The sequence below is a fragment of the Stieleria sedimenti genome (assembly GCF_025060895.1).
Lineage (GTDB): Bacteria > Planctomycetota > Planctomycetia > Pirellulales > Pirellulaceae > Stieleria > Stieleria sedimenti.
In genome coordinates this window covers 26,111-44,473 of the sequence record NZ_JANZKV010000168.1, presented here as the reverse complement: position 1 = coordinate 44,473, position 18,363 = coordinate 26,111, and the positions used below count along the sequence as shown (strand labels likewise).

General features: G+C 59.2%; 14 protein-coding genes and 1 tRNA gene. 7 read left to right on the top strand and 8 right to left on the bottom strand.

The features are described from left to right. Positions 1 to 164 precede the first annotated feature (164 nt). Positions 165 to 839, top strand: a complete 675-nt coding sequence (locus NZK35_RS21245) for a CDP-alcohol phosphatidyltransferase family protein (protein ID WP_259634533.1) — start codon at positions 165 to 167, stop codon at positions 837 to 839. Between the two features lie 70 nt (positions 840 to 909). Here NZK35_RS21245 and NZK35_RS21240 read toward each other — a convergent pair whose 3' ends face one another. The 3 genes from NZK35_RS21240 to NZK35_RS21230 all read right to left on the bottom strand — a co-directional run bounded on the left by NZK35_RS21240 (position 910) and on the right by NZK35_RS21230 (position 5,856). Beyond that, the gene (locus NZK35_RS21240) at positions 910 to 3,246 is read right to left on the bottom strand and encodes an AMP-binding protein (protein WP_259634532.1); all 2,337 of its coding nucleotides are present in this window, start codon (positions 3,244 to 3,246) and stop codon (positions 910 to 912) included. A gap of 257 nt (positions 3,247 to 3,503) precedes the next feature. Beyond that, the gene (locus NZK35_RS21235) at positions 3,504 to 3,953 is read right to left on the bottom strand and encodes a hypothetical protein (RefSeq protein ID WP_259634531.1); all 450 of its coding nucleotides are present in this window, start codon (positions 3,951 to 3,953) and stop codon (positions 3,504 to 3,506) included. 412 nt (positions 3,954 to 4,365) lie between these two features. Then, a complete protein-coding gene (locus NZK35_RS21230) occupies positions 4,366 to 5,856 on the bottom strand; it encodes a sulfatase family protein (protein WP_259634530.1) in 1,491 nt (496 codons plus the stop codon). A gap of 293 nt (positions 5,857 to 6,149) precedes the next feature. Here NZK35_RS21230 and NZK35_RS21225 point away from each other — a divergent pair, with 293 nt between their 5' ends. Beyond that, positions 6,150 to 7,916 (top strand): TlpA family protein disulfide reductase, encoded by a 1,767-nt coding sequence (locus NZK35_RS21225; RefSeq protein WP_259634529.1) that lies wholly within the window; start codon positions 6,150 to 6,152, stop codon positions 7,914 to 7,916. 320 nt (positions 7,917 to 8,236) lie between these two features. Beyond that, positions 8,237 to 9,277: a methyltransferase gene (locus NZK35_RS21220; RefSeq protein ID WP_259634528.1), complete on the top strand. Its 1,041-nt coding sequence runs from the start codon at positions 8,237 to 8,239 to the stop codon at positions 9,275 to 9,277. Positions 9,278 to 9,373: 96 nt separating this feature from the next. Here the strand turns inward: NZK35_RS21220 and NZK35_RS21215 are convergent, their stop codons facing one another. The 4 genes from NZK35_RS21215 to NZK35_RS21200 form a co-directional block, all read right to left on the bottom strand. After that, entirely contained in the window at positions 9,374 to 10,981 is a 1,608-nt protein-coding gene (locus NZK35_RS21215) for a hypothetical protein (RefSeq protein ID WP_259634527.1), read from the bottom strand. Positions 10,982 to 11,256: 275 nt separating this feature from the next. After that, positions 11,257 to 11,343, bottom strand: a tRNA-Ser gene (locus tag NZK35_RS21210). A 495-nt stretch (positions 11,344 to 11,838) separates the two neighbouring features. Then, a complete protein-coding gene (locus NZK35_RS21205) occupies positions 11,839 to 12,342 on the bottom strand; it encodes a hypothetical protein (protein WP_259634526.1) in 504 nt (167 codons plus the stop codon). A 262-nt stretch (positions 12,343 to 12,604) separates the two neighbouring features. After that, complete coding sequence (locus tag NZK35_RS21200; protein WP_259634525.1) at positions 12,605 to 13,237, bottom strand: hypothetical protein; 633 nt, start codon at positions 13,235 to 13,237, stop codon at positions 12,605 to 12,607. A 236-nt stretch (positions 13,238 to 13,473) separates the two neighbouring features. On the opposite strand from NZK35_RS21200, the gene hpt reads away from it, so the two are divergent. From hpt to NZK35_RS21180, 4 genes are all read left to right on the top strand, one after another. Beyond that, the gene (gene hpt, locus NZK35_RS21195) at positions 13,474 to 14,019 is read left to right on the top strand and encodes a hypoxanthine phosphoribosyltransferase (RefSeq protein WP_095741632.1); all 546 of its coding nucleotides are present in this window, start codon (positions 13,474 to 13,476) and stop codon (positions 14,017 to 14,019) included. Then, positions 14,016 to 15,353 (top strand): glycosyltransferase, encoded by a 1,338-nt coding sequence (locus tag NZK35_RS21190; RefSeq protein ID WP_259634524.1) that lies wholly within the window; start codon positions 14,016 to 14,018, stop codon positions 15,351 to 15,353. The genes hpt and NZK35_RS21190 overlap by 4 nt, the downstream gene beginning before the upstream one ends. Beyond that, positions 15,350 to 16,453, top strand: a complete 1,104-nt coding sequence (locus NZK35_RS21185; protein ID WP_259634523.1) for a glycosyltransferase family 4 protein — start codon at positions 15,350 to 15,352, stop codon at positions 16,451 to 16,453. The genes NZK35_RS21190 and NZK35_RS21185 overlap by 4 nt, the downstream gene beginning before the upstream one ends. A gap of 299 nt (positions 16,454 to 16,752) precedes the next feature. Then, the gene (locus tag NZK35_RS21180) at positions 16,753 to 17,304 is read left to right on the top strand and encodes a hypothetical protein (protein ID WP_259634522.1); all 552 of its coding nucleotides are present in this window, start codon (positions 16,753 to 16,755) and stop codon (positions 17,302 to 17,304) included. Position 17,305: 1 nt separating this feature from the next. Here the strand turns inward: NZK35_RS21180 and NZK35_RS21175 are convergent, their stop codons facing one another. Then, positions 17,306 to 18,238: a glycosyltransferase family 2 protein gene (locus NZK35_RS21175; protein WP_259634521.1), complete on the bottom strand. Its 933-nt coding sequence runs from the start codon at positions 18,236 to 18,238 to the stop codon at positions 17,306 to 17,308. Positions 18,239 to 18,363: the final 125 nt, after the last annotated feature.

Sequence of the window (18,363 nt, the reverse complement as noted above, 5' to 3'; positions counted from 1 at the left end):
GTTCGCGCCACCGTCCGGGCCCCCTCATTGATGTTAACGTAACGGGATCGGAATTCAGTCGGGATCGTCAAAGAGTGCGCAGTGTTCGGGCCAGCCGGGGCTCTTTTGTCTTGGCCCGCCGAAGTCGGCGGCGGTTTTTGACTCTTCAAGTGAAGGCCCAGACGATGTCGGCACGCGTTTCCCATAGCCTGATCGATCCGATCATTTCACCGAAGTTGCAGTCGCTGTACCCTCATCTGCGGATCCCCAGCGGGTTTCCTCCCGAAGGGATCGTCTTGATCGGGCATCTCTCGGCGATCGTCGGCGCCGTGGGGCTCGCGTTTTCAACGACCTTCTGGTGGGCGGGAATCGTTGGTGCGGCGGGAATCGTCGGCAACCATTTGGCCGACTGTGTCGATGGCACGCACGCTCGGCGGACCGGCCAGTGTCGCAACGGCGGTGAGTTGCTCGATCACTTCACCGATCCGCTTTCCTTTGCCTACTATCTGATCGGAATCGGTGTCGCCTGCGGACGATTGGATTTGGCCATCGTGGCGGTCGTTTGCCTGTTCGCGACCGCTGTGCTGACGAACATCAAGGCAAAGTTGGTGGGGGAATTTACGCTGTCCCGATTCGGGCCGACAGAATTTAAGACGCTGTTGAGTTTGATCGGGATTGCCACGGCGGCATTGTTTTGGCTGCCGCAATCCCTCGTCACCCCGGCGCAGTTCCTGCTGTTCACCTACGCCGCGCTGATCATTGCCGGACTGGTCCAGTTGCCGATTCAGCTGATCCGATCGGTCAAGGAGGTCAATCAACACGGTGCCGCGGCGGATACGACCGAGTGGCAATTGAAGTGAGGCATCAACGCCAGCCCAATGCCATCAAGCGGCGTGTCTTCTTGTTAGCGGTAGGACGCGAGCCCTCCGGTCAATCACTCGATTTCCCGGCGGCCAGTTGCAGCGCCAGGTCTTTGGCGCCCTTGAGGTCCAGTTTGCCGGTTCCGAGCAAGGGGATTTGTTCGACTTCGTAAAACGCATCCTGCGACGGGATGAACAGATTGGGCAGCCCGGCGGTTTTGAGATCGGCCAAAATTTCGTCGATGTTTTTGTCCAGTCGGCGGTGCAGCACGATCAGGCGTTCGCCCTTCTTGCTGTCGGGGACGGCGGTGACGCAGAGCGTCACTGCATTTTCGTCGTCGGTTCCTTTGCCATCTGCGGCTCCGTCGTCAGGCGATTCGCTCGACGGCGACTGGGCAATCGACTTGGCGATTTCCTCTTCGACCTTCAGGTGCGGGACCATTTCGCCGCCGATCTTGGAGAACCGGCTCAGTCGACCGGTGATGTGGATGAAACCTTGGTCGTCGATGTTGGCGATGTCGCCGGTGTTGTACCAGCCCGATTGGATCGCTTTTTCGGTCAGCTCTTTTTGTCCGGCGTATCCGGTCATCACGTTGGGCCCGGCGATCATCAGCATGCCGTCGATACCCGCCGGTTGTTCGTCGCCCGAATCCTGGGAGACCACTTTCGCGCAGACGCCCGGCAGCGGGCGGCCGACGGATCCTTCGATGCGATCGAGTTGGTAGGCGGCCGGAGAACGACTCGGGGGGATGTTGACCGAAACCAGTGGGCTCAATTCCGTCGTCCCGTAGCCTTCCACCGGTCGGAGTCCGAAGGTCTGTTCGAAGGAGTCGAAGAGGTCCGCCGGCATCTTCTCGGCGCCGACAATGCAGGTGTCCAGGGTCTTGAATTGTTCCGGTTTCACGCGTCGGATGTAGCTTCGCAAGAACGTCGGCGTAGCAAGCAGGACCGTCCCGCCGTACTTTTCGGCCAGCTTGCCGATCTGTCGCGAGTCGAGCGGGTTGAAGTGATAAACGCCGCAGGGACCCAGGACCTGGGTCGCCCAGAGCGTGACGCTGTATCCGAACGAATGGAAAAACGGCAGGATGCCCAGCACGACGTCTTCGTCATTGAGGCGAATGGCTTTTTTGATCGCGTCGACGTTGTGGCTGATGTTGGCCTGGCTGAGCATCACGCCCTTGGGCATGCCGGTCGAACCGCTGGTGAAGATCACCGTCATCAGATCATCGCTTTTGACACGGTGCAGACCCAGCATGCGTCGCAGCAGTCGCCTCGGGATCACGTTGGCCTGGATGAACGCGATGACTTTGTCCGCCGTCGTGATTTTGTCGCGGATCGATTCCAGGGTCACGGTGTCGGAGTCGATCTTGATACCTACTTTGCTCAGGAATCGTTCGCTCGTGAGCACATGGCGAATGTTGATTTCCCGGATGCAGTGATTGATGACTTCGCTGGAAACGGTGTAGTTCAGGTTGGCCGAAACGCGGCGATCGAGTGCCAGCGCAACGTTGACAACCACCGCGCCGGCGCTGGGCGGCAAGAACACTCCGATATTGGTTTCGTCCTTTGCAAAAACCTCCCGCGATAGCACACGCCGCAGTGCGAACGCGCGCGTCAAGGCTTCGCGGCCGCCCAGTTCGGTTCCCATCGAATCGGCGATTTGAAGCCGTTTTCCACGATGTCGCCAAGCTCGGATCACCTCCCCGGCGAGGATGGGGAACTCATGTCGATGGTCGGTTTGCGCCTTGGCATTGAGCTGATTGACTTGAGAACGGACCAGTTCGATCGGTGTGTCGTTGGGGAGCGGTTTGCCGATGTAGAGCGTCAATCGACGGCGAAACTTGTCCGGCCATTTGAAGAAGAACTTTCCGCCGCTGTAGCTGAAAATGCTGCCCCACATGCCGTCCAGGTAAACCGGAACCACGGGGGCGTCATGTCCCTGCAGGATCTTGCCCATGCCCGGTTTGAACGCTTGCAACTGCCCGGTCCGCGTGATCGTGCCTTCGGGAAAGATGCCGACGACGTCGCCGGCTTTGAGCGCCTCGCGTGCGGCCTTGAGCGCCCGCATGATCGATTTCGGGTTGGCGACCATCAGGATCGTGTCAAAGGCGGCGGCGATCCACTTGGCGAACGCCGAACCGAAATTGGAGCCGTCGACGACGAAGCGAACATTGCGGGGCATCATCCACAAGATCACGATGCCATCGATCCAGGAGACATGATTGCTGACGATCAGGTAGCCGCCCGAAGCAGGCAGGTTCTCTAGACCCAGCACGCGTTTGCGATAAAACAACGCCAGCATCGGACGGAAGATGGCGCGAACGAATAAGCGAGGCAGGAAAACCGCCATCGCGGAGAGCAATAACAGGGAAACGATGATGATTCCCAACACGTACCAACCACCCATGCGTCGCGTTCCTTGTCTGTCGGGTTTTGTCCGGGATGGTGAAGGGGAGCCCGTGTGGCGGCATGCGATTCAATTCGCTCAGCCGCCGCACCTGGCGTCAACCCAAGAGAATAGGGTATGGGGGTTGTGGTGAGCAACCGCAGCCGGAAACGCATGCGAGGCGGGAGGGGGAGGAAGATCTTGGGGATTTGTGCATGGAACCGCGCCCAAAATTTACCATGGCAAATCGTTACCCGTGCTGCCGATCCCGAGCGGGCTCAGCTTTCCGCCTCGGATAACGCGGCTTTTGTATCGGGCAAGCTGGGATCGAAGTCGAGTGTCACTTCCCATAAACCCGAGCGTCCGACCACGTAGGCTTGGCAGATCGAATGGATGCGGTGATAACCCAGGTCGCTCACCCGACGGTGCAGCCGCAAGGCGTCGGCGTGGCCGAGATGCCCGATGACCTTGCCCGCGATTTCGACGCGGATCGCAGTGGGGAGACGATGCTCGGTATCCGACACCAATGCCGCATCGGTCTGCAACTGGTACAAGTGGCGTTCCCCGTCCTTGCGAGTCCATTCGTTGGACGTTGCCTTCCAGAACACATTTAGGCTTTTTATCGACAACGACGTTACCTCGATGTCAAAGGTGCCTGGTCCAAACAAACGAATTTTCAGAACGTGCGAGGGCTGGGGTTTGGACAAGAGACGCTGTAAGAACTTCATGGATTAATTCCTCGGCGGCTGGGGAAAGAGGCACTAACCTAGCATCTCGGTCCAATCGATACGTCCCTGACGGTTCCCGCGGCCGGTTCAGCCCCCCTCCTGTCGCCATCCCGCCCGCTTCGTCTTGCAGTCTGGGCTGCGCCGAACCGCCGTGTCACGCCATCCATTCGATGGAGCGTCTTTTCCTACCTTCAAAATCTTCCTACCTCTCCCCCAGCCACGGTTTCCTGTCGAGTCGGCGGAAATGAGGAGCGCGTGGTAGGTCAGGCCGTGCCTGACGGTCCATTGGCATGCACAGCATGCCCTACGCGAGGTCTCTTGGCATGCACAGCATGCCCTACGCGTGGTCTCTTGGCATGCACAGCATGCCCGACGCGAGTTTCGAGACTTCAAAATCGGAGTCGACGATCTGCTAACGAATCGCCTTGTCCGGCAGCGCGGTTCCGATGCCGGCATCCAGCGGCATGGTGTCGTTGCTCGGATCGAGTCCGACGGCTTTCATCGCCCGCAACAACCGCTGCTCCATTTCCGCGATCGTCGACTGGTGTGCGGGGGCGTTGACCAGATTGGTTGATTCCGACGGGTCGTTCTGCATGTCGTACAACTCGGCCATGTGACGATCCGGGGACCCGTCGCCGTGCGGATAGCGAATGTACTTGTAGCGGTCTCCCCGCACCGAGCGGACGTTGGGCGTGTAGGGGAATTGTTTTTCGTAGTTGTAGTGATACAGCCATTCGGTCCGCCAGCCGCTGTCGTCTCCGGAGATCAGCGGTTTGATCGAGCTGCCGTGAATGTTGGTCATCTGGGTGGCACCGGCTGCGTCCAAGATCGTCGGCGCGACATCGGTCGTCAGGACCTGTTGTTTGATCCGCACCGGCCCGGAAGCTTTGGTCCAGCGGGGGTAGCGGATGATCATCGGCACACGGGCGCTGGCCTCGTGGGCCGTCCGTTTATCGACCATACCGTGTTCCCCTTCGAGCAATCCGTTGTCGCCCATGAAAATGAACAGGGTGTTGTCGAATTGCCCGGCCGCTTTCAGATGATCGACCAGCCGGCCGACGCTGTCGTCGACCGACAAAATGGTCCCCCAATACGCCCGGACCATGCGGGCGAAATCAACGACACCGCTGGCTTTGTCGTTGGGGAATTCTTTGCGCCAATCGAAGATCGGCCCATAGATGCCGTGCCACGTTGAGAGTCGCTGGGTGATCCATTTCGGTTTGTCGTCCAGCTTGAACGATGAGTGCGGGTAGTTGACTTCGACGTCGTCAAAGACATGTTCGTATTTCGGTTCGGGGAAATAGAAACTGTGCGGTGCCTTCTGACCGATCATCAACATGAACGGCTTGGAGGCGTCGTCGGCGCGATGTTTGTCGATCCAATCGATCGACATGTCGGTCACCACGGTGGTGTAGTAACCCGGCACGACGCGGCTTCCGGTTCCATTGATGTTGAACTCCGTATCGAAGTAGCTGCCCTGGCCCTTGTGGGTGACGAAGTAGTTGAATCCGGGGCGGGGCTCGTCGTTCTTTTCGCCCATGTGCCACTTGCCGATGTACGCGGTCTGGTAGCCGGCCTCTTGCAGCCGTCTTGGGAAACTATCCAACTCGGCGGGGTAGTCGGTGAAGTTGTTGGTGACCCCGTGGGCGTGGGCGTAAAGTCCGCTCAGGATGGTGGCACGACTGGGAGAGCACAAGCTGGTCGTGCAGAACATGTTCTCGAAATAAATGCCCTCGGCGGCCAGGCGGTCGATGTGGGGCGTTTTCAGGTGCGGGTGGCCGGCGCAGGAGAGCGCGTTCCAGCGAATGTCATCGCACAGCACGACGACGACATTGGGGCGTTCTTGCGCGAAGGAAGAGAGTGTCAGCAAGCACAGCAAGCTACAAGCGAGGAATGGTCGCATGGCGGAAATGTTGGGGCGAGGTGGGGAATCAAGGTGGAGTTGAAGGCGATGCAGTTTAACAGCTTCTCCCCCGGCTTTGGAGATCGTGCCGTTTTTAAGCGGTTGAGGTACCAATGCCTACCAGGAGGGTGGCTTCGGAAACGGCGCGATCGCTAAGTGGGAAGAAACGCGAGGAATGCGGTGGGCTGACGTGTTGATTCAGTCGCAATCATGATCCCGGCGCAGTGGAAAGTCGGTCTATGCGATATAGTTGGGCAATCAGAGTCCTGACCCGTTTTTCCGTGAACCTTTCCATGCGCATCCGTATGCTTTCGGGCGAATCAACCAACATTCTTTCCGCCATTTTGCTATCCGTCGTCGTGGTGATGCCCGGGTGCTCCCGCAATGAAACCGATCCAAACTCTCACGATGCCGCCGCCGCCGCGACGGGCGAAAGCGATGACGCCTTGATTCGCAGTGCTGCCGACATGGCGGCCAGTGGTGAGGAGCCCGATGTCGGATCCGACTCGTTTTCTCAACAGACCACACCGCTGCCTTCGACGGCCGGAGAACGTGGCGACTTGGCCGGTCGCAGGACGCCGCCGCGCGGATCGACCGCTCCCAGTCCGCCCGATTCGCCATCGGAATCACCGCCTGGGTTCGAATTGGCCGAAACGACCGGAATCCCCGCGGGGATTCCGGAGATGATCGATGCCGCCGGAGCCGGCGCCGCCCAACGTGAACTTCGCGACGACCTGACCGCCGGCGAATTGATGACATACCTGGAAGAGTCCGACCGCGACATGGAGATGCTCGCCCGCGGCCGCGAACAGCTGCAAGACCCGAATCAGGCCAACGAGCTGATGCAACAGCTGGTCAGAAGCAAGCTGCAAGCCGCCGTCCGGCTCCAAGACCACACCGATGCCACCGCCAAGCAACGCACCGCGGGCTTGCGGGGCCAACTCCAGGCGCTCTCGCACCTTTCGGCGATGGGCGACCTGGGTTCGGCCAAGGCGCTCGAAGCACTTGCGCGCGAGAACCTGTCGTCGCCGGAACCCACGATCGCCGGTGACAGCCGGATCGTGCTGATCGGGTTCGCGATCGACGGGCTGAGGGCTGGACGCGAATCGGCGGCCCAAGAAATCGTCTCGCTGATTGAAGGGATGACGGCCAGTCGCACCGCCGACATTCCGGCGGTCTTGATGATGGCCGAGGCCAGGCAGGTGTTGGCCAATTACGGCTTGATCGACGAATCGGCTCGGGTCCGCGACAAGATCCTGGCGTTGTACGGCAACTCGCCCGACAAGATGATCGCACAAGTCGCCGCCGATGCCGCCGGGACCGCCAAGTATGACTCCGCCAGACGCCTGCTCGGGGAGATTTTGCAGAACGACAACGTGGCTTTGGCGCGATGGACCGAGGCCGTGACGGAATTGGTTCGCGAAGCCCCCGAGATGAACACGGTGGAATTCTTAGGGACGTCGGCTTTGCAGCTCGAAGCGGCCCAACGTGACGCGTTTGTCGAAGAAACGTTTCGCATCCTGGCCGATGGATTTGCCGATACCGACTCCGCCACGGCAAATGAAATCGAAACGGCGCGAATGGCGATGGAAGCACGTCGTGACGTCATCGGGACCTCGTTCGACGCGTTGGCCAACCTGCCAACACTCGACGGCAACGGTATCTCATCAAGCAGCGTCAAGGGCAAGGTTGTGTTGATGCCGTTTTGGGCCGTGACGATTCCCCAATCGCTGCAGATCGTCCCGATGCTCAAAGAAATCCAATCGCGGCATCCCGATCAAATCGCCATCGTGGGAATGAACCTCGATTCAGAGCAGGCGCCGCTGGGCGAGTTCCTGGCGCAGAATGATCTCGGTTTCCCCAGCTTTCGAAGCGTTTCCTCATCGAACGTCGACCAGGGAAATCCGATCGCCACCAAGTTCGGCTTGGTCTCGCTGCCCTTCGTCGCGATCTTCAATCAAGACGGCAAGGTCGCGGCCTTAGACTTCACCGGGATGCAGCTCGAGACGACGGTTGAGCAACTCGTTCAATCCGCGGACGATGCAACGAACACCGAATGATCGACACCACAGGAAACAGTGATCGCCCGCTTGGTGCGAAAGTGTTCTCGATGGCAGCATGATGGAAAGGATTTGAAGTGGCAGAATCATACGGGGCAGAATCATGTTCTGAGCGCTCAGATCGCGGAGCCTGCATCAGACGGCTACCCCATCATTCTGCTACCCCATCATTCTGCCACATCATCATTCTGCTTCCCCGTCTGGTCATGAACGCCGTCTGGCGACTTAGCTACGCAACGTTCGACTGCAATTGACCGCCCGTTGTTTCGCGACGACACTTGCGGACCTGTTGAACTGTACCGCATCACAAACACTCCGACATGTCAAACGACCTCCAGCAAAATCCTTCCACCGATCCCGCTTTATTGCTGCGGTATCGGGATCGCCAATACGCGCCCGAGATGCTGGCCGTCGCCATCGGCAAGCTGAATCTGTTCTCTTGGATCCATGCGCGGGGATCGGCCACGACCGAATCCATCGAGCAGCATTTCTCGCTCGCGGCGCGGCCCTTGGATGTGCTGCTCACCCTTTGTCGTGCCGGCGGGTTGATTCGCACCGACTCCGGCCGACACGAATTAACGGCGCTGGGACGGGAGCATCTTGTCGATCATTCGCCATGGTTCTTGGGGCCGTATTATACACCGATCGTGGATTCACCGATCGCCCTGGGTTGCCTGCAAGTTCTGCAGCATGATCGCCCGGCCAATTGGCAGGCCAGCGAAGACGGCAACGACTGGCACGCCTCGATGATGGACGAGGACTTTGCCAAGGGGTTCACGGACCTGATGAATTGTCGCGGCACGGCGATGGGACAAGTGCTTGCCGACAAGACCGGACCGTTTCTCGCCGATTGCAAACATGTGTTGGATGTCGGCGGCGGATCAGGGATTTACTCTTCGACGCTGGTCGCCAAGCACGACCACCTGCGAGCGACCGTGTTAGAACAGGCCCCTGTCGATCGGCTGACTCGCGACGAGATTCTCCGTCACGGGCTGCAAGATCGAATCGACGTGGTCCAGGGCAACATGTTTACTGATCCGTGGCCCACCGGCGCCGATTGCGTGCTGCTGTCCAATGTGTTGCACGACTGGGACTTTCCGGAGATCCGTACACTGATCCAGAAGGCCTCCGCTGCGTTGCCTTCGGGAGGCCGCATGATCATCCATGAAGCGTTTCTCGACGATGACAAAGCCGGTCCGCTGCCGGTCGCGGAATATTCCGTGTTGTTGGTCAACATCACACGCGGCAAGTGTTACTGCCCGGCCGAATACGGCAAGATCCTTGCCGATTTCGGATTCGACGTCGGTCCCTATCAAGACACCATCGCCGACCGCGGATTCATCACCGCAATCAAGCGTTGAGCAACGAACGGAACAACAAGTGACGGGAATTGAGTGTGGGCTAGCCTTCCAGCCTGTCGTTTTCGCCGTGACAGGCTGGAAGCCCATCCCACTCGGTTAGACCGTCGTGGAGACGAATTCCGGGACGGGTGCCGGCGGATAGTGGAAACGGCCGTAACGTTTGGGCCCGACGTTGACGATTTGGCCGTCCAGCGTCCCCTGGATCTCGGCCAGAACCCGTCGCGCCAAGCGGACGACATCGTGCGTCTCGCTTTCGTCGAATTCCACGACAACCGTGTCTCGCTGCTCTGCTTCTTGAACGACCACCTCCAGGTGTTCGGCCAGCATCTGTGTCGGGTCGCTCGATGACGAACGCTGGAACAGACACTTCGTCAAAGGCCGGTTCTGTTTGACACCTGAATTGGCCGAAACCGTGATGATGGGAATCCCTATCCCGAGCACGCTGATCAATCCGCATTCAACGATGTCGGCGTCGTTGTTGTATTCCAGGTCCGTGACGACCATGTGCTGGCAACCGAGTTGAATGGCTGCGGCCGCAATCCCGGTCTCACGTTGCCACTGCAGCGGATCCGCTCGATTGAAGCCGGCTTCGGTTAACGCTTCGGCCTTTTGTTTCAGCGCGCCACTGAGCGGCAAGGTTCCAGAGGGAACCAGCGGTGGATCTTTGTACTCAATTTCTTGGATCACCGGTTCCATCGAACAGGCTTGGTTCCATGACATCCGCACGGGTTTCTTTTTGGGCTGAACTTCGACGCTTGTGCTGAGTGCCCGGGAGGTGATTTGCAGCGGCACCGCCAGGATTCCTCCCAGTCCGATGAACAGCGTCGCGAATCCGAACGCATGGAAGACCGGGTTTCCGTCGGTCGTGCCGAAGTGTCCCATCGGAACCAACAGATAAACTCCGTAGCCCATCAGAAACCCGCCCAGGGCGATGTAGGTGAGTCGAGTCGTCCAACTGCCGCGGCCGTAACGCATCGGGTGTCCGATCAAGCTCAACAGCGAAGGCAGGGGCGCGTACCAACAACACCAGATGCCGGGCCCGCCGCTGCCACACAGGATCAATCCCAACGCCAGCGCAAAACCGGAAGTCAGAAACAGGTTGCGGGCCAGTCCCAGGTCCGGGGTCTCGTCGATCGGCACGATGGTGTAGGCGACCTGACCGTCCTCGGTTGGCCCTCGAATTTCATTGCCGCTGCAGAACGCGACGAAATCGGCGATCATCTGGTTCACGCCGTAGGTGCTGACCATCCCGGTTACCGCTCCCGTCTCCTCGACTTGGCGAAAGGCCTCCTCCAAATAGTGCTCGCCTTCGGCAATGAACACCCGCGGCTCGACGTCCGTCTCGTGAGCGCCGAGCGGGATGACTTTCGCCGGCCCCAGATCCAACGTGTCCACTTCGCCGGCCCGGAAAGGATCATCCATCAACGTTTCGAGGTCGTCTTCGGCCAGCAGATCGTCCCGCTCGATGTAGGGATCGATCACCGCAATATTGACCAGACGGAGGTGTGGGTTGTCTCCGTAGCCCTCGGCCACCAGAGTGTGCCAGTCCATCTCGACCGGCTCGCCCTGCATCACCGATGCCTTGTGGAATTCATGAACCGACCCCGTCATTCCGGCGATCAAGCCGGCGATGGCGATCATGGCGCCGAAGATGATGCGAAGCGGACGCGGCGGGGTAGAGGAATTGTACGGGTTGTAGCTCATCGGAAGCGTTCACCGGCAGCGGAACCAAGCGGATAGGTCGATCGAGTGACAGGGGCACAGGGGGAGCCTAGCTCGAAAAACCTTCCGGAGGGGCAGATCAGAAGCGAAACAAACGCGGTTCATGCCCGGGTTGGGCGACACCGAAAAATTGCCGAGTCCGCGGGAACAGAGTTCCGCGGACAGAGTACTGAGTACTGAGACTGGCCGCAGAGGCACGCACTCCGGCTGTCAGACAAGGGACCGACCGATCCAGTCGTCGGTCACCTCAAGAGAAGCGGATGGGGTGGGATTCGAACCCACGGTAGAGTTTCCCCTACGCTAGTTTTCAAGACTAGAGCCTTCGACCACTCGGCCACCCATCCGGCTTGCATTGATTCGCTTCGGCCGCATTGCAGGGCCAAAGACACTTGCCACCCACCCGTTGAAGGCATCGGCGGCGATCGAGAGCAGTCTACATCGTCACGTGTCAGTCGTGAAGTCCAGCCAGGAATTCGCAAATCCCGACTCAATTCCCCAGATTCCGCCCTAATCGTTCTGCCGCGAATCCTTTTCGCGGGGGTTTGCAGTCAGCCAACTGGTTTGCGTGTGGGGCCAGAAATCATGATCATCAGAGCACCACTTGTCACCAACCGGTCTTCAAGGAAGCAGCGAACGATGAACCACCTACCGATTGCCATGACGCTCGTTCTGCTTTGCTCATGCACGCCGCAGTCTGCTGGCGACAGTCCGCTGGCGACGACGACGCGACGTGCAAACAAGGGCCGCCAATTCAGTCGAAAGCTGGGGGGTACTGCGTGTGGCGTTTGGGGAAACGATCGCTTGGCGGGTGCTGAAGGGTGAACAGGCATCTTTCGCCCTTACAGGCTCCCGAGGTTTGCCGCGTTATTCTCCGTCATCTTTTCAAGCAATCGCAGATGGGACGCAACAATCGCCTTGTCGTTGACCGTCACCATGATCCCGTCCTTGGTACCGATCCATTGCGTCCCGTCGTCCAGTTGTTTTTCATACTTCTGTTCGGCGAGCTTGATCAGCGCGTACTTCTGGTTCGGAAATTGAAGTTGAACCATTGCGAGCTTTTCGTTGACAAAAATCAATGCTGTGCTGGGAGTCCCCTTCAACGGACCACCCTTGAAGACCACCGTTTCATTGCGTCCATCTTTCTTGTGACCCAAGAAACGCATTGATTTGGGCACTTCTTTGACCGCTTGATCCATACTTCCGCCAAGCGTGAATCCGCAAAACGTCGCGTCGCGTGGCTGTTGCGATTCGGCAGACTGACTGAAAAACGCAGACTCCTGCACGTCAGCGGCGAGTGTCGGATGGATCGAAACGAGAAGCAGGACAATCAAGCTGAATCGCATTTGCTGGAATTCCGTAGGAGACGTGTTTCGTAGAGAGGACTCACTATCGAAACGTATGTCACCTACGGAGGGGTGGCAAATCCAGTCGCACGCTTTTCGCCAGAAGACGCTAGTGCTTTGTTCCAATTTGCAATTAGGGTTGCCAGCGAAAAGGGGTCAGACCCCAATAGTGCGAAGCACCCTTCGGGCCGTTCCGGCTATTGGGGTCTGACCCCTTTTCGCGAATCTCTCATCGACCCGAACATTGAAATGGAACAAAGCACTAGGCCGCTTTGGGAACCTGGCCTTGCTGGTCGGAATCCTGGTCGCTTGAATCGTGATCGGCCGCCGGCATCGGGAAACTGATCGGCCCCGCGTCGGTCGCGGAGGATTCGTCCTGGTCGTCCGAGGCCGCGTCTTCCAACGCAACGTCTTCCAACGCAACGTCTTGCAAGGCAGGGGCGTTTGCAACGATTTGCTCGCCCTGGAACGACGCCACCAAGGCGCCGCCGGCACCGTGGATTTTCAGTTCGTCGGGTTCCATGAACCAGGTCGCTCGAAACGTTTCGCCCTGGGCGGTCGCATGAAAGGTGCGTCCGGCGTAGAACCCGTCCCGAATCAGAATCGACTCGGAAACGATTTTCGCGTCGTTCTCGTCCTCTTGATCCGACTGTGACTGGATTTCCTGCGCCATTTGCTCCTGGGTGGCTTCCGCCGATTCCGTCGCGTCGGTCTCCGATGCCTGGTCCAGATCGCAATCCGCGTTCAATTCAGCCCCTTCAGAAACCTCTGCTTCAGAGACCACGTTTGATGCATCCACGTCCGGCGTCATTTGGCAGGGGCGCGGCATCACATTGGCGGCCAGCCACTGCTGCAGATGGGCTCGCACGGTCGCCAAACGTTGGGAATTGGTCATTCGTCGGGTCTGTCGAAAAAACGCGTCAGTGGAGCAGGGATCCCTGGGACGGACGAGGCATTCCGGGGGGGGAAGTCCCGTGGGAAATTATCGGCCGCCGGTGTATCGTTCATCGGCGTTTCGTTGTGTCCGATCCGCAATTTGCTGGACCGAATCGCACTGAAGCCCTAAATCGCCCATTTTGCCAGCCATTTGAGAATTTGCCGCGGGGAGCGCGTCGACCGGACGCGAAACGGATGCGTATTCTGCTTGATGAGAACCAGTTACAGGCCGGCGTCGAACGACTGGCCACGGAAATCGATCGGTTTTACGGGGCGCAGCGGCCGCTGACGGTGATTGCGGTCATGACGGGCAGTTTGGTCTTGTTTGCCGATCTGATTCGTCGTCTGTCGATGCCGCAACGAGTTGGCGTGATCCAGGCGTCGAGTTATCGTGGGGGGACCGAATCGGGAAATTTGGAGGTCAACGCCAACATGCTGATCGACGTCAAAGATCGCGAAGTCCTGTTGGTCGATGACATTTTTGACACCGGACGAACGTTGGATCGGTTGTCGGGGATGATCAAGGAACTCGGCGCGAAATCGACCAAGACGGCGGTGTTGTTGCACAAGCATCGCGAGCATGCCGTGTCACTGCGTCCCGACTTTGTGGCGTTTGAAATCCCCGATGAATTTGTGGTCGGCTACGGCTTGGATTACTTGGACATGTACCGCAACCTGCCCTACCTGGCGGTCTTGGAGACGCACGAGATCGAAGCGACGGAGCACAAATCGAAACAGTGAGTGGTTTGGAACGCCCCGTCCGTGTTCTGCTGATCGGTCGACACTTTTGGCCGCACGGGTCGATCGATTCGGCCGGCCATTTGATGGAACTTGCCACCGGGTTGCGGCTGGCGGGGATTCAGGTGTCGGTCGTGACGCCGAAATATGCCGGCTCCTGGGCGGAGAGGTTTTCGTTTCGCGAGTGTCAGGTGTATCGGCCGATTCGGATGTTTCGAACCGGTTGGACGGCCCGTGGTGACCGCACGGCATCACGCTACATTCGCTACCTGCGTGACTGGATTGAATCCGATCCGACCTCGTGCGATATCGTCTACTGTGACGCCGGTCGTGAAGAAGCGATTGCGGCGGTCGAAGCCGCCCGGGCGATCGGTGTTCCTGCGGTGGTTCGCCTTTCCGGGCACGGCGACTGTAGCGATTTGGAATTCTTCAAACAGAGTCGCATCGGAAAGCGTTGTCGATCAGCCGTGATGGACGCCGCTGCCGTCATTCTTGACAGTGCCTCGGTCCATCGCCGTTGGCTGGCCGAAGGCGGCGACAAGACGCGGACCCATCGCATTGCCCATGGGGTCGGTCCGACGAAGGAGCATGGGTTATCGAGTCCCAAAAATCTTCGCCGGGCGATGTCGCGGATCAACGGCGATCTGTTCGTCCCCGAATCCTGCTCGGTCGTCCTGTCGGTCGAACGCTTGGATCGAAGTTCGGGCATCATGACACTGGTGAAATCGGCCTACCTGCTTTCCAATCACATCCGCGGATTACAGTTTTGGTTGATCGGCGATGGCCCGCTGCGTGAAACGATCTACTCGCGACTGAAAAGCGACGGGTTGCGGCAATCGATGGCGATGCCGGGCTCCTTCGGATCACCCGACGATGTCTATTCCGCAGCCGACTTGATGGTCCATGTCGGCGACGAGGGCTTCGAACATCAGGTCCCGACCGCGATCTCGGCCGCATTGCCGTTGGTGCTGGCCAATACCGCAACGGCGCGCGAGTTTTTCGGCGTCAGCGAGTCGGAGGTCCGGCTGCGGATCATCGAGCGTCGTGGCGATGCACTCCAAGCCGATCCCGAGGCTGTCGACCAGATGTCCGAGCAGGCTGGCCACTTGGTCTGGTGGTTCGATCCCGCGCGCCCCAAAACCCTGCGTTTCGCGATTGAACAGATCGTCGGCAACCTGGAGCAGGCTCGCCGGCGCGCCCGGCAGACGCGTCGGATCATGCAACGAAGCCGATCACGAAGCGACTCCATCGAGCGTTATGTCACCCTCTTTCGCCAACTCGTCGCCGGATCGTCTCCGAACACTTCGCAATCGACATCGCTGGAAAACGCGCAATGAAACTTCGAATCGCGCTGATCATTCCGACGATGGACCGAGGCGGTGCCGAAAAGCAGCTTGCGTTGTTGGCCGAAAACCTGCCGCGCGAGGAGTTTGACGTGCGAGTCTTCCTGTTGACGCGCGACGGTCCGAGAAGCGAATCGCTGAGGCAAGCTGGGATCTCCGTCACCGTGATCGGCAAGCGTTTCAAGGCCGATCCGACGGCGTTGTTTCGGCTGCGACGGGTGTTGGCGGATTGGTCGCCCGATCTGGTGCACACCTGGTTGTTCGCCGCCAACAGCTTCGGCCGCGCCGCGGCGCTGCTGGCCAAGGTTCCGGTGATTGTCGCCAGTGAACGTTGCGTCGACCCTTGGAAATCCTGGTGGCATTTTCAGATCGATCGTTTTCTGGCACGACGTTCGGCCGCGATCACGACCAACAGTTCCGGGGTCCAGGAGTTTTATGCGCGTCACGGCATCGCCCCCGATCTGTTTCATGTCATCCCCAATGGCATTCCCCCGCGGGCTGCGACGCCGATCTCGCGCTCGCAGGCTTTCGAGCGGCTCGGCGTCTCGGTGGAGCGAAAGCTGGTGCTGGCGGTCGGCCGCCTGTGGCCGCAAAAGCGTTATCGTGATTTGATCTGGGCCGCCGAACTGCTCGCCTGCACGCGTGGCGACACCACGTTGGTCGTGATCGGCGACGGTCCCCAAAAGGCTGAATTGCTGCGGTTTCGCGACTCCGTCACGATCCCCAAACACGTTCGTTTTGCGGGCGCGCGCGATGATGTCGCCGAACTGTTGCCGCACGCGGATCTGTTTTGGATCGGCAGCGAGTATGAAGGCCAGAGCAATGCGGTGATCGAAGCCATGCAAGCCGGGATCCCCGTGATCGCCTCGGACATCCCCGGCAATCGAGATTTGGTGATCGACGATCAAACCGGTCGACTGGTTCCACTGGGAGACCGTGCAGCGCTGGCCCGCGAATCGCTGGATTTACTGGAGCACCCCGACGCGGCCGACCGGCTGGGGGCCACCGCCAGACAACGCATCGAGGAAGTGTTTTCGGTTGAGAAAATGGTCGAGGGCCACGCCCAGCTGTATCGAGATCTGATCTCGCGATGACCGTGACGGGAGCCGATCTTTTCGGAAAGACACACGTTGCCTGCCGAATTGACGGCAAATCCTGATAAGCCATTCCGTTCGTAACGGTCAAGCCAAGGCCGGAGCGACGAAATTGATTTGAAACCGCGGTTTTGCTTCAGTTGCAAGTTGAGTGGCGGCAAAGGACAGATACCATCAGAGCATCGTTGGACGACTCGGTCAGCCGAACGGTGCCCCACCAGGGTTGCCTGCGGGCCGGTCGACCGATCCTTTGCACCAGCCTAGCTGCCTCCCCCCCCTGCCAACCGGTTTAGATGGACATGCGAGAAACCCGCCGCCAAACGATCGACGAAGTCGAATTAATGTTGGCCAACGCGCGGCTTCGGGATGAGCTGGAGCCCTACCGCGACGAGTCGATCGAATCGTCGATCAACCGAATGTCGCTGCAAGCCGAGAACGAATACTTGGCATCGATGTTGGCTTGGGAACGGGCACCTGCCCTGCCGATCTCCGACTGGTTCGCTCCGCCGCTTCACTTGCTGCCGCCCGACGCCTTGGGGGACTCGCAACTTTCGCACCGACTGAAAAAGACGATTCAAAAGTTGTACAGCAAGCACATCGTGTTGCGGTGCACCGATCACCTCTGTGATCGAGAACTGTACACGATCATTTATCGCGATATCCTGCCCTGCTGCGAAAAGAAAGTCGATGTCCCGGGCAAGGCCCTGGAGTGGATGTGCGTCGAGGATACTGAGACATGGCTGCGGTTCTACGCCACGCCCGTCGAACGACGCCGTTACCAGGAAGAGTTTGACTGCGAGCTGCCGCCCTCGGAAACGCCGAAACACCGTCGGCAACTGCCCGGCAATTAGCTTACGCCACTTTGTTGCGAGCCAGACGCGGCAGGCGGATCAGCACTCTGCCCGCCCCGGCGACCGCACGCCGCAGCCATCCCGCGTTGCGGTAGCGCCACATGCACGCCAGCGCGGCGATGCCGTCTTTCCAGGTGATTTTTTTGCCCTCGTCATAGCTGCGGTACTGGTAACCGGTGGGCACTTCGGCGATCGCGATTCCGCGTTCGGCGATCTTGCCGGTGATTTCGGGTTCGAATCCGAATCGACACTCTTTGATCCGAATCGATCGCACCAATTCGCCTCGAAACGCTTTGTGACAGGTTTCCATGTCCGTCAATCGCTGGCCGGTCATGCAATTGCTGAGTGCGGTTAGAGCCCAATTGCCGAGCCGATGAAACATCGACGGGTCATCGCTCTGTCCGAGGTAGCGCGAGCCGTACACGACTTCTGCCTCGCCTTGTTGAATCGGCTGGATGACGTCCAGCAGGTCGATCGGATCGTACTCGGTATCGGCGTCCTGAATCGCGACGATTTCGCCGCGACTGTGCCGCATGCCCATTCGGACGGCGGAGCCCTTGCCGTGATTGCGGCCGCGCAACAGAATCGTTCGATTGGCCCGCGGCGGCAGCGCCGTCAACCATTGAGCTGTCCCGTCGGTGCTGGCATCGTCGACCACCACGGTTTGCGTCCCCTCCGGCATCACCTCATCAATGCGGTCTAAGATTTTCGGCAGGGTGTCTCGTTCGTTGAACACGGGGACGATCACGCTCAGCCCGAACGCGCAGTTGCGTTCGTCTCCGATTTCCCGGCACGCGTTTTCAACCTCGGTGAGCGTCTGTTCGACTCGGCCGATCACGTCGGAGGGACCTTGCGGTTGGGAGGGCAGCGCGTTCTGTTGATCGACACCGGTGGTGACCGATTGCGAAAACGTCAGATGGGATGGTTGACTCATGCAGTACGTTGCGTGTTCGAAAAAGGTGCTTCGTTGAAAAAAGCGTGCGGCGCGATCTTCCCACTGGCCTGTTTTGCTTGACCAACCACCGCGATCACTTACCAGCAATCTGCCGATTGGTCCGA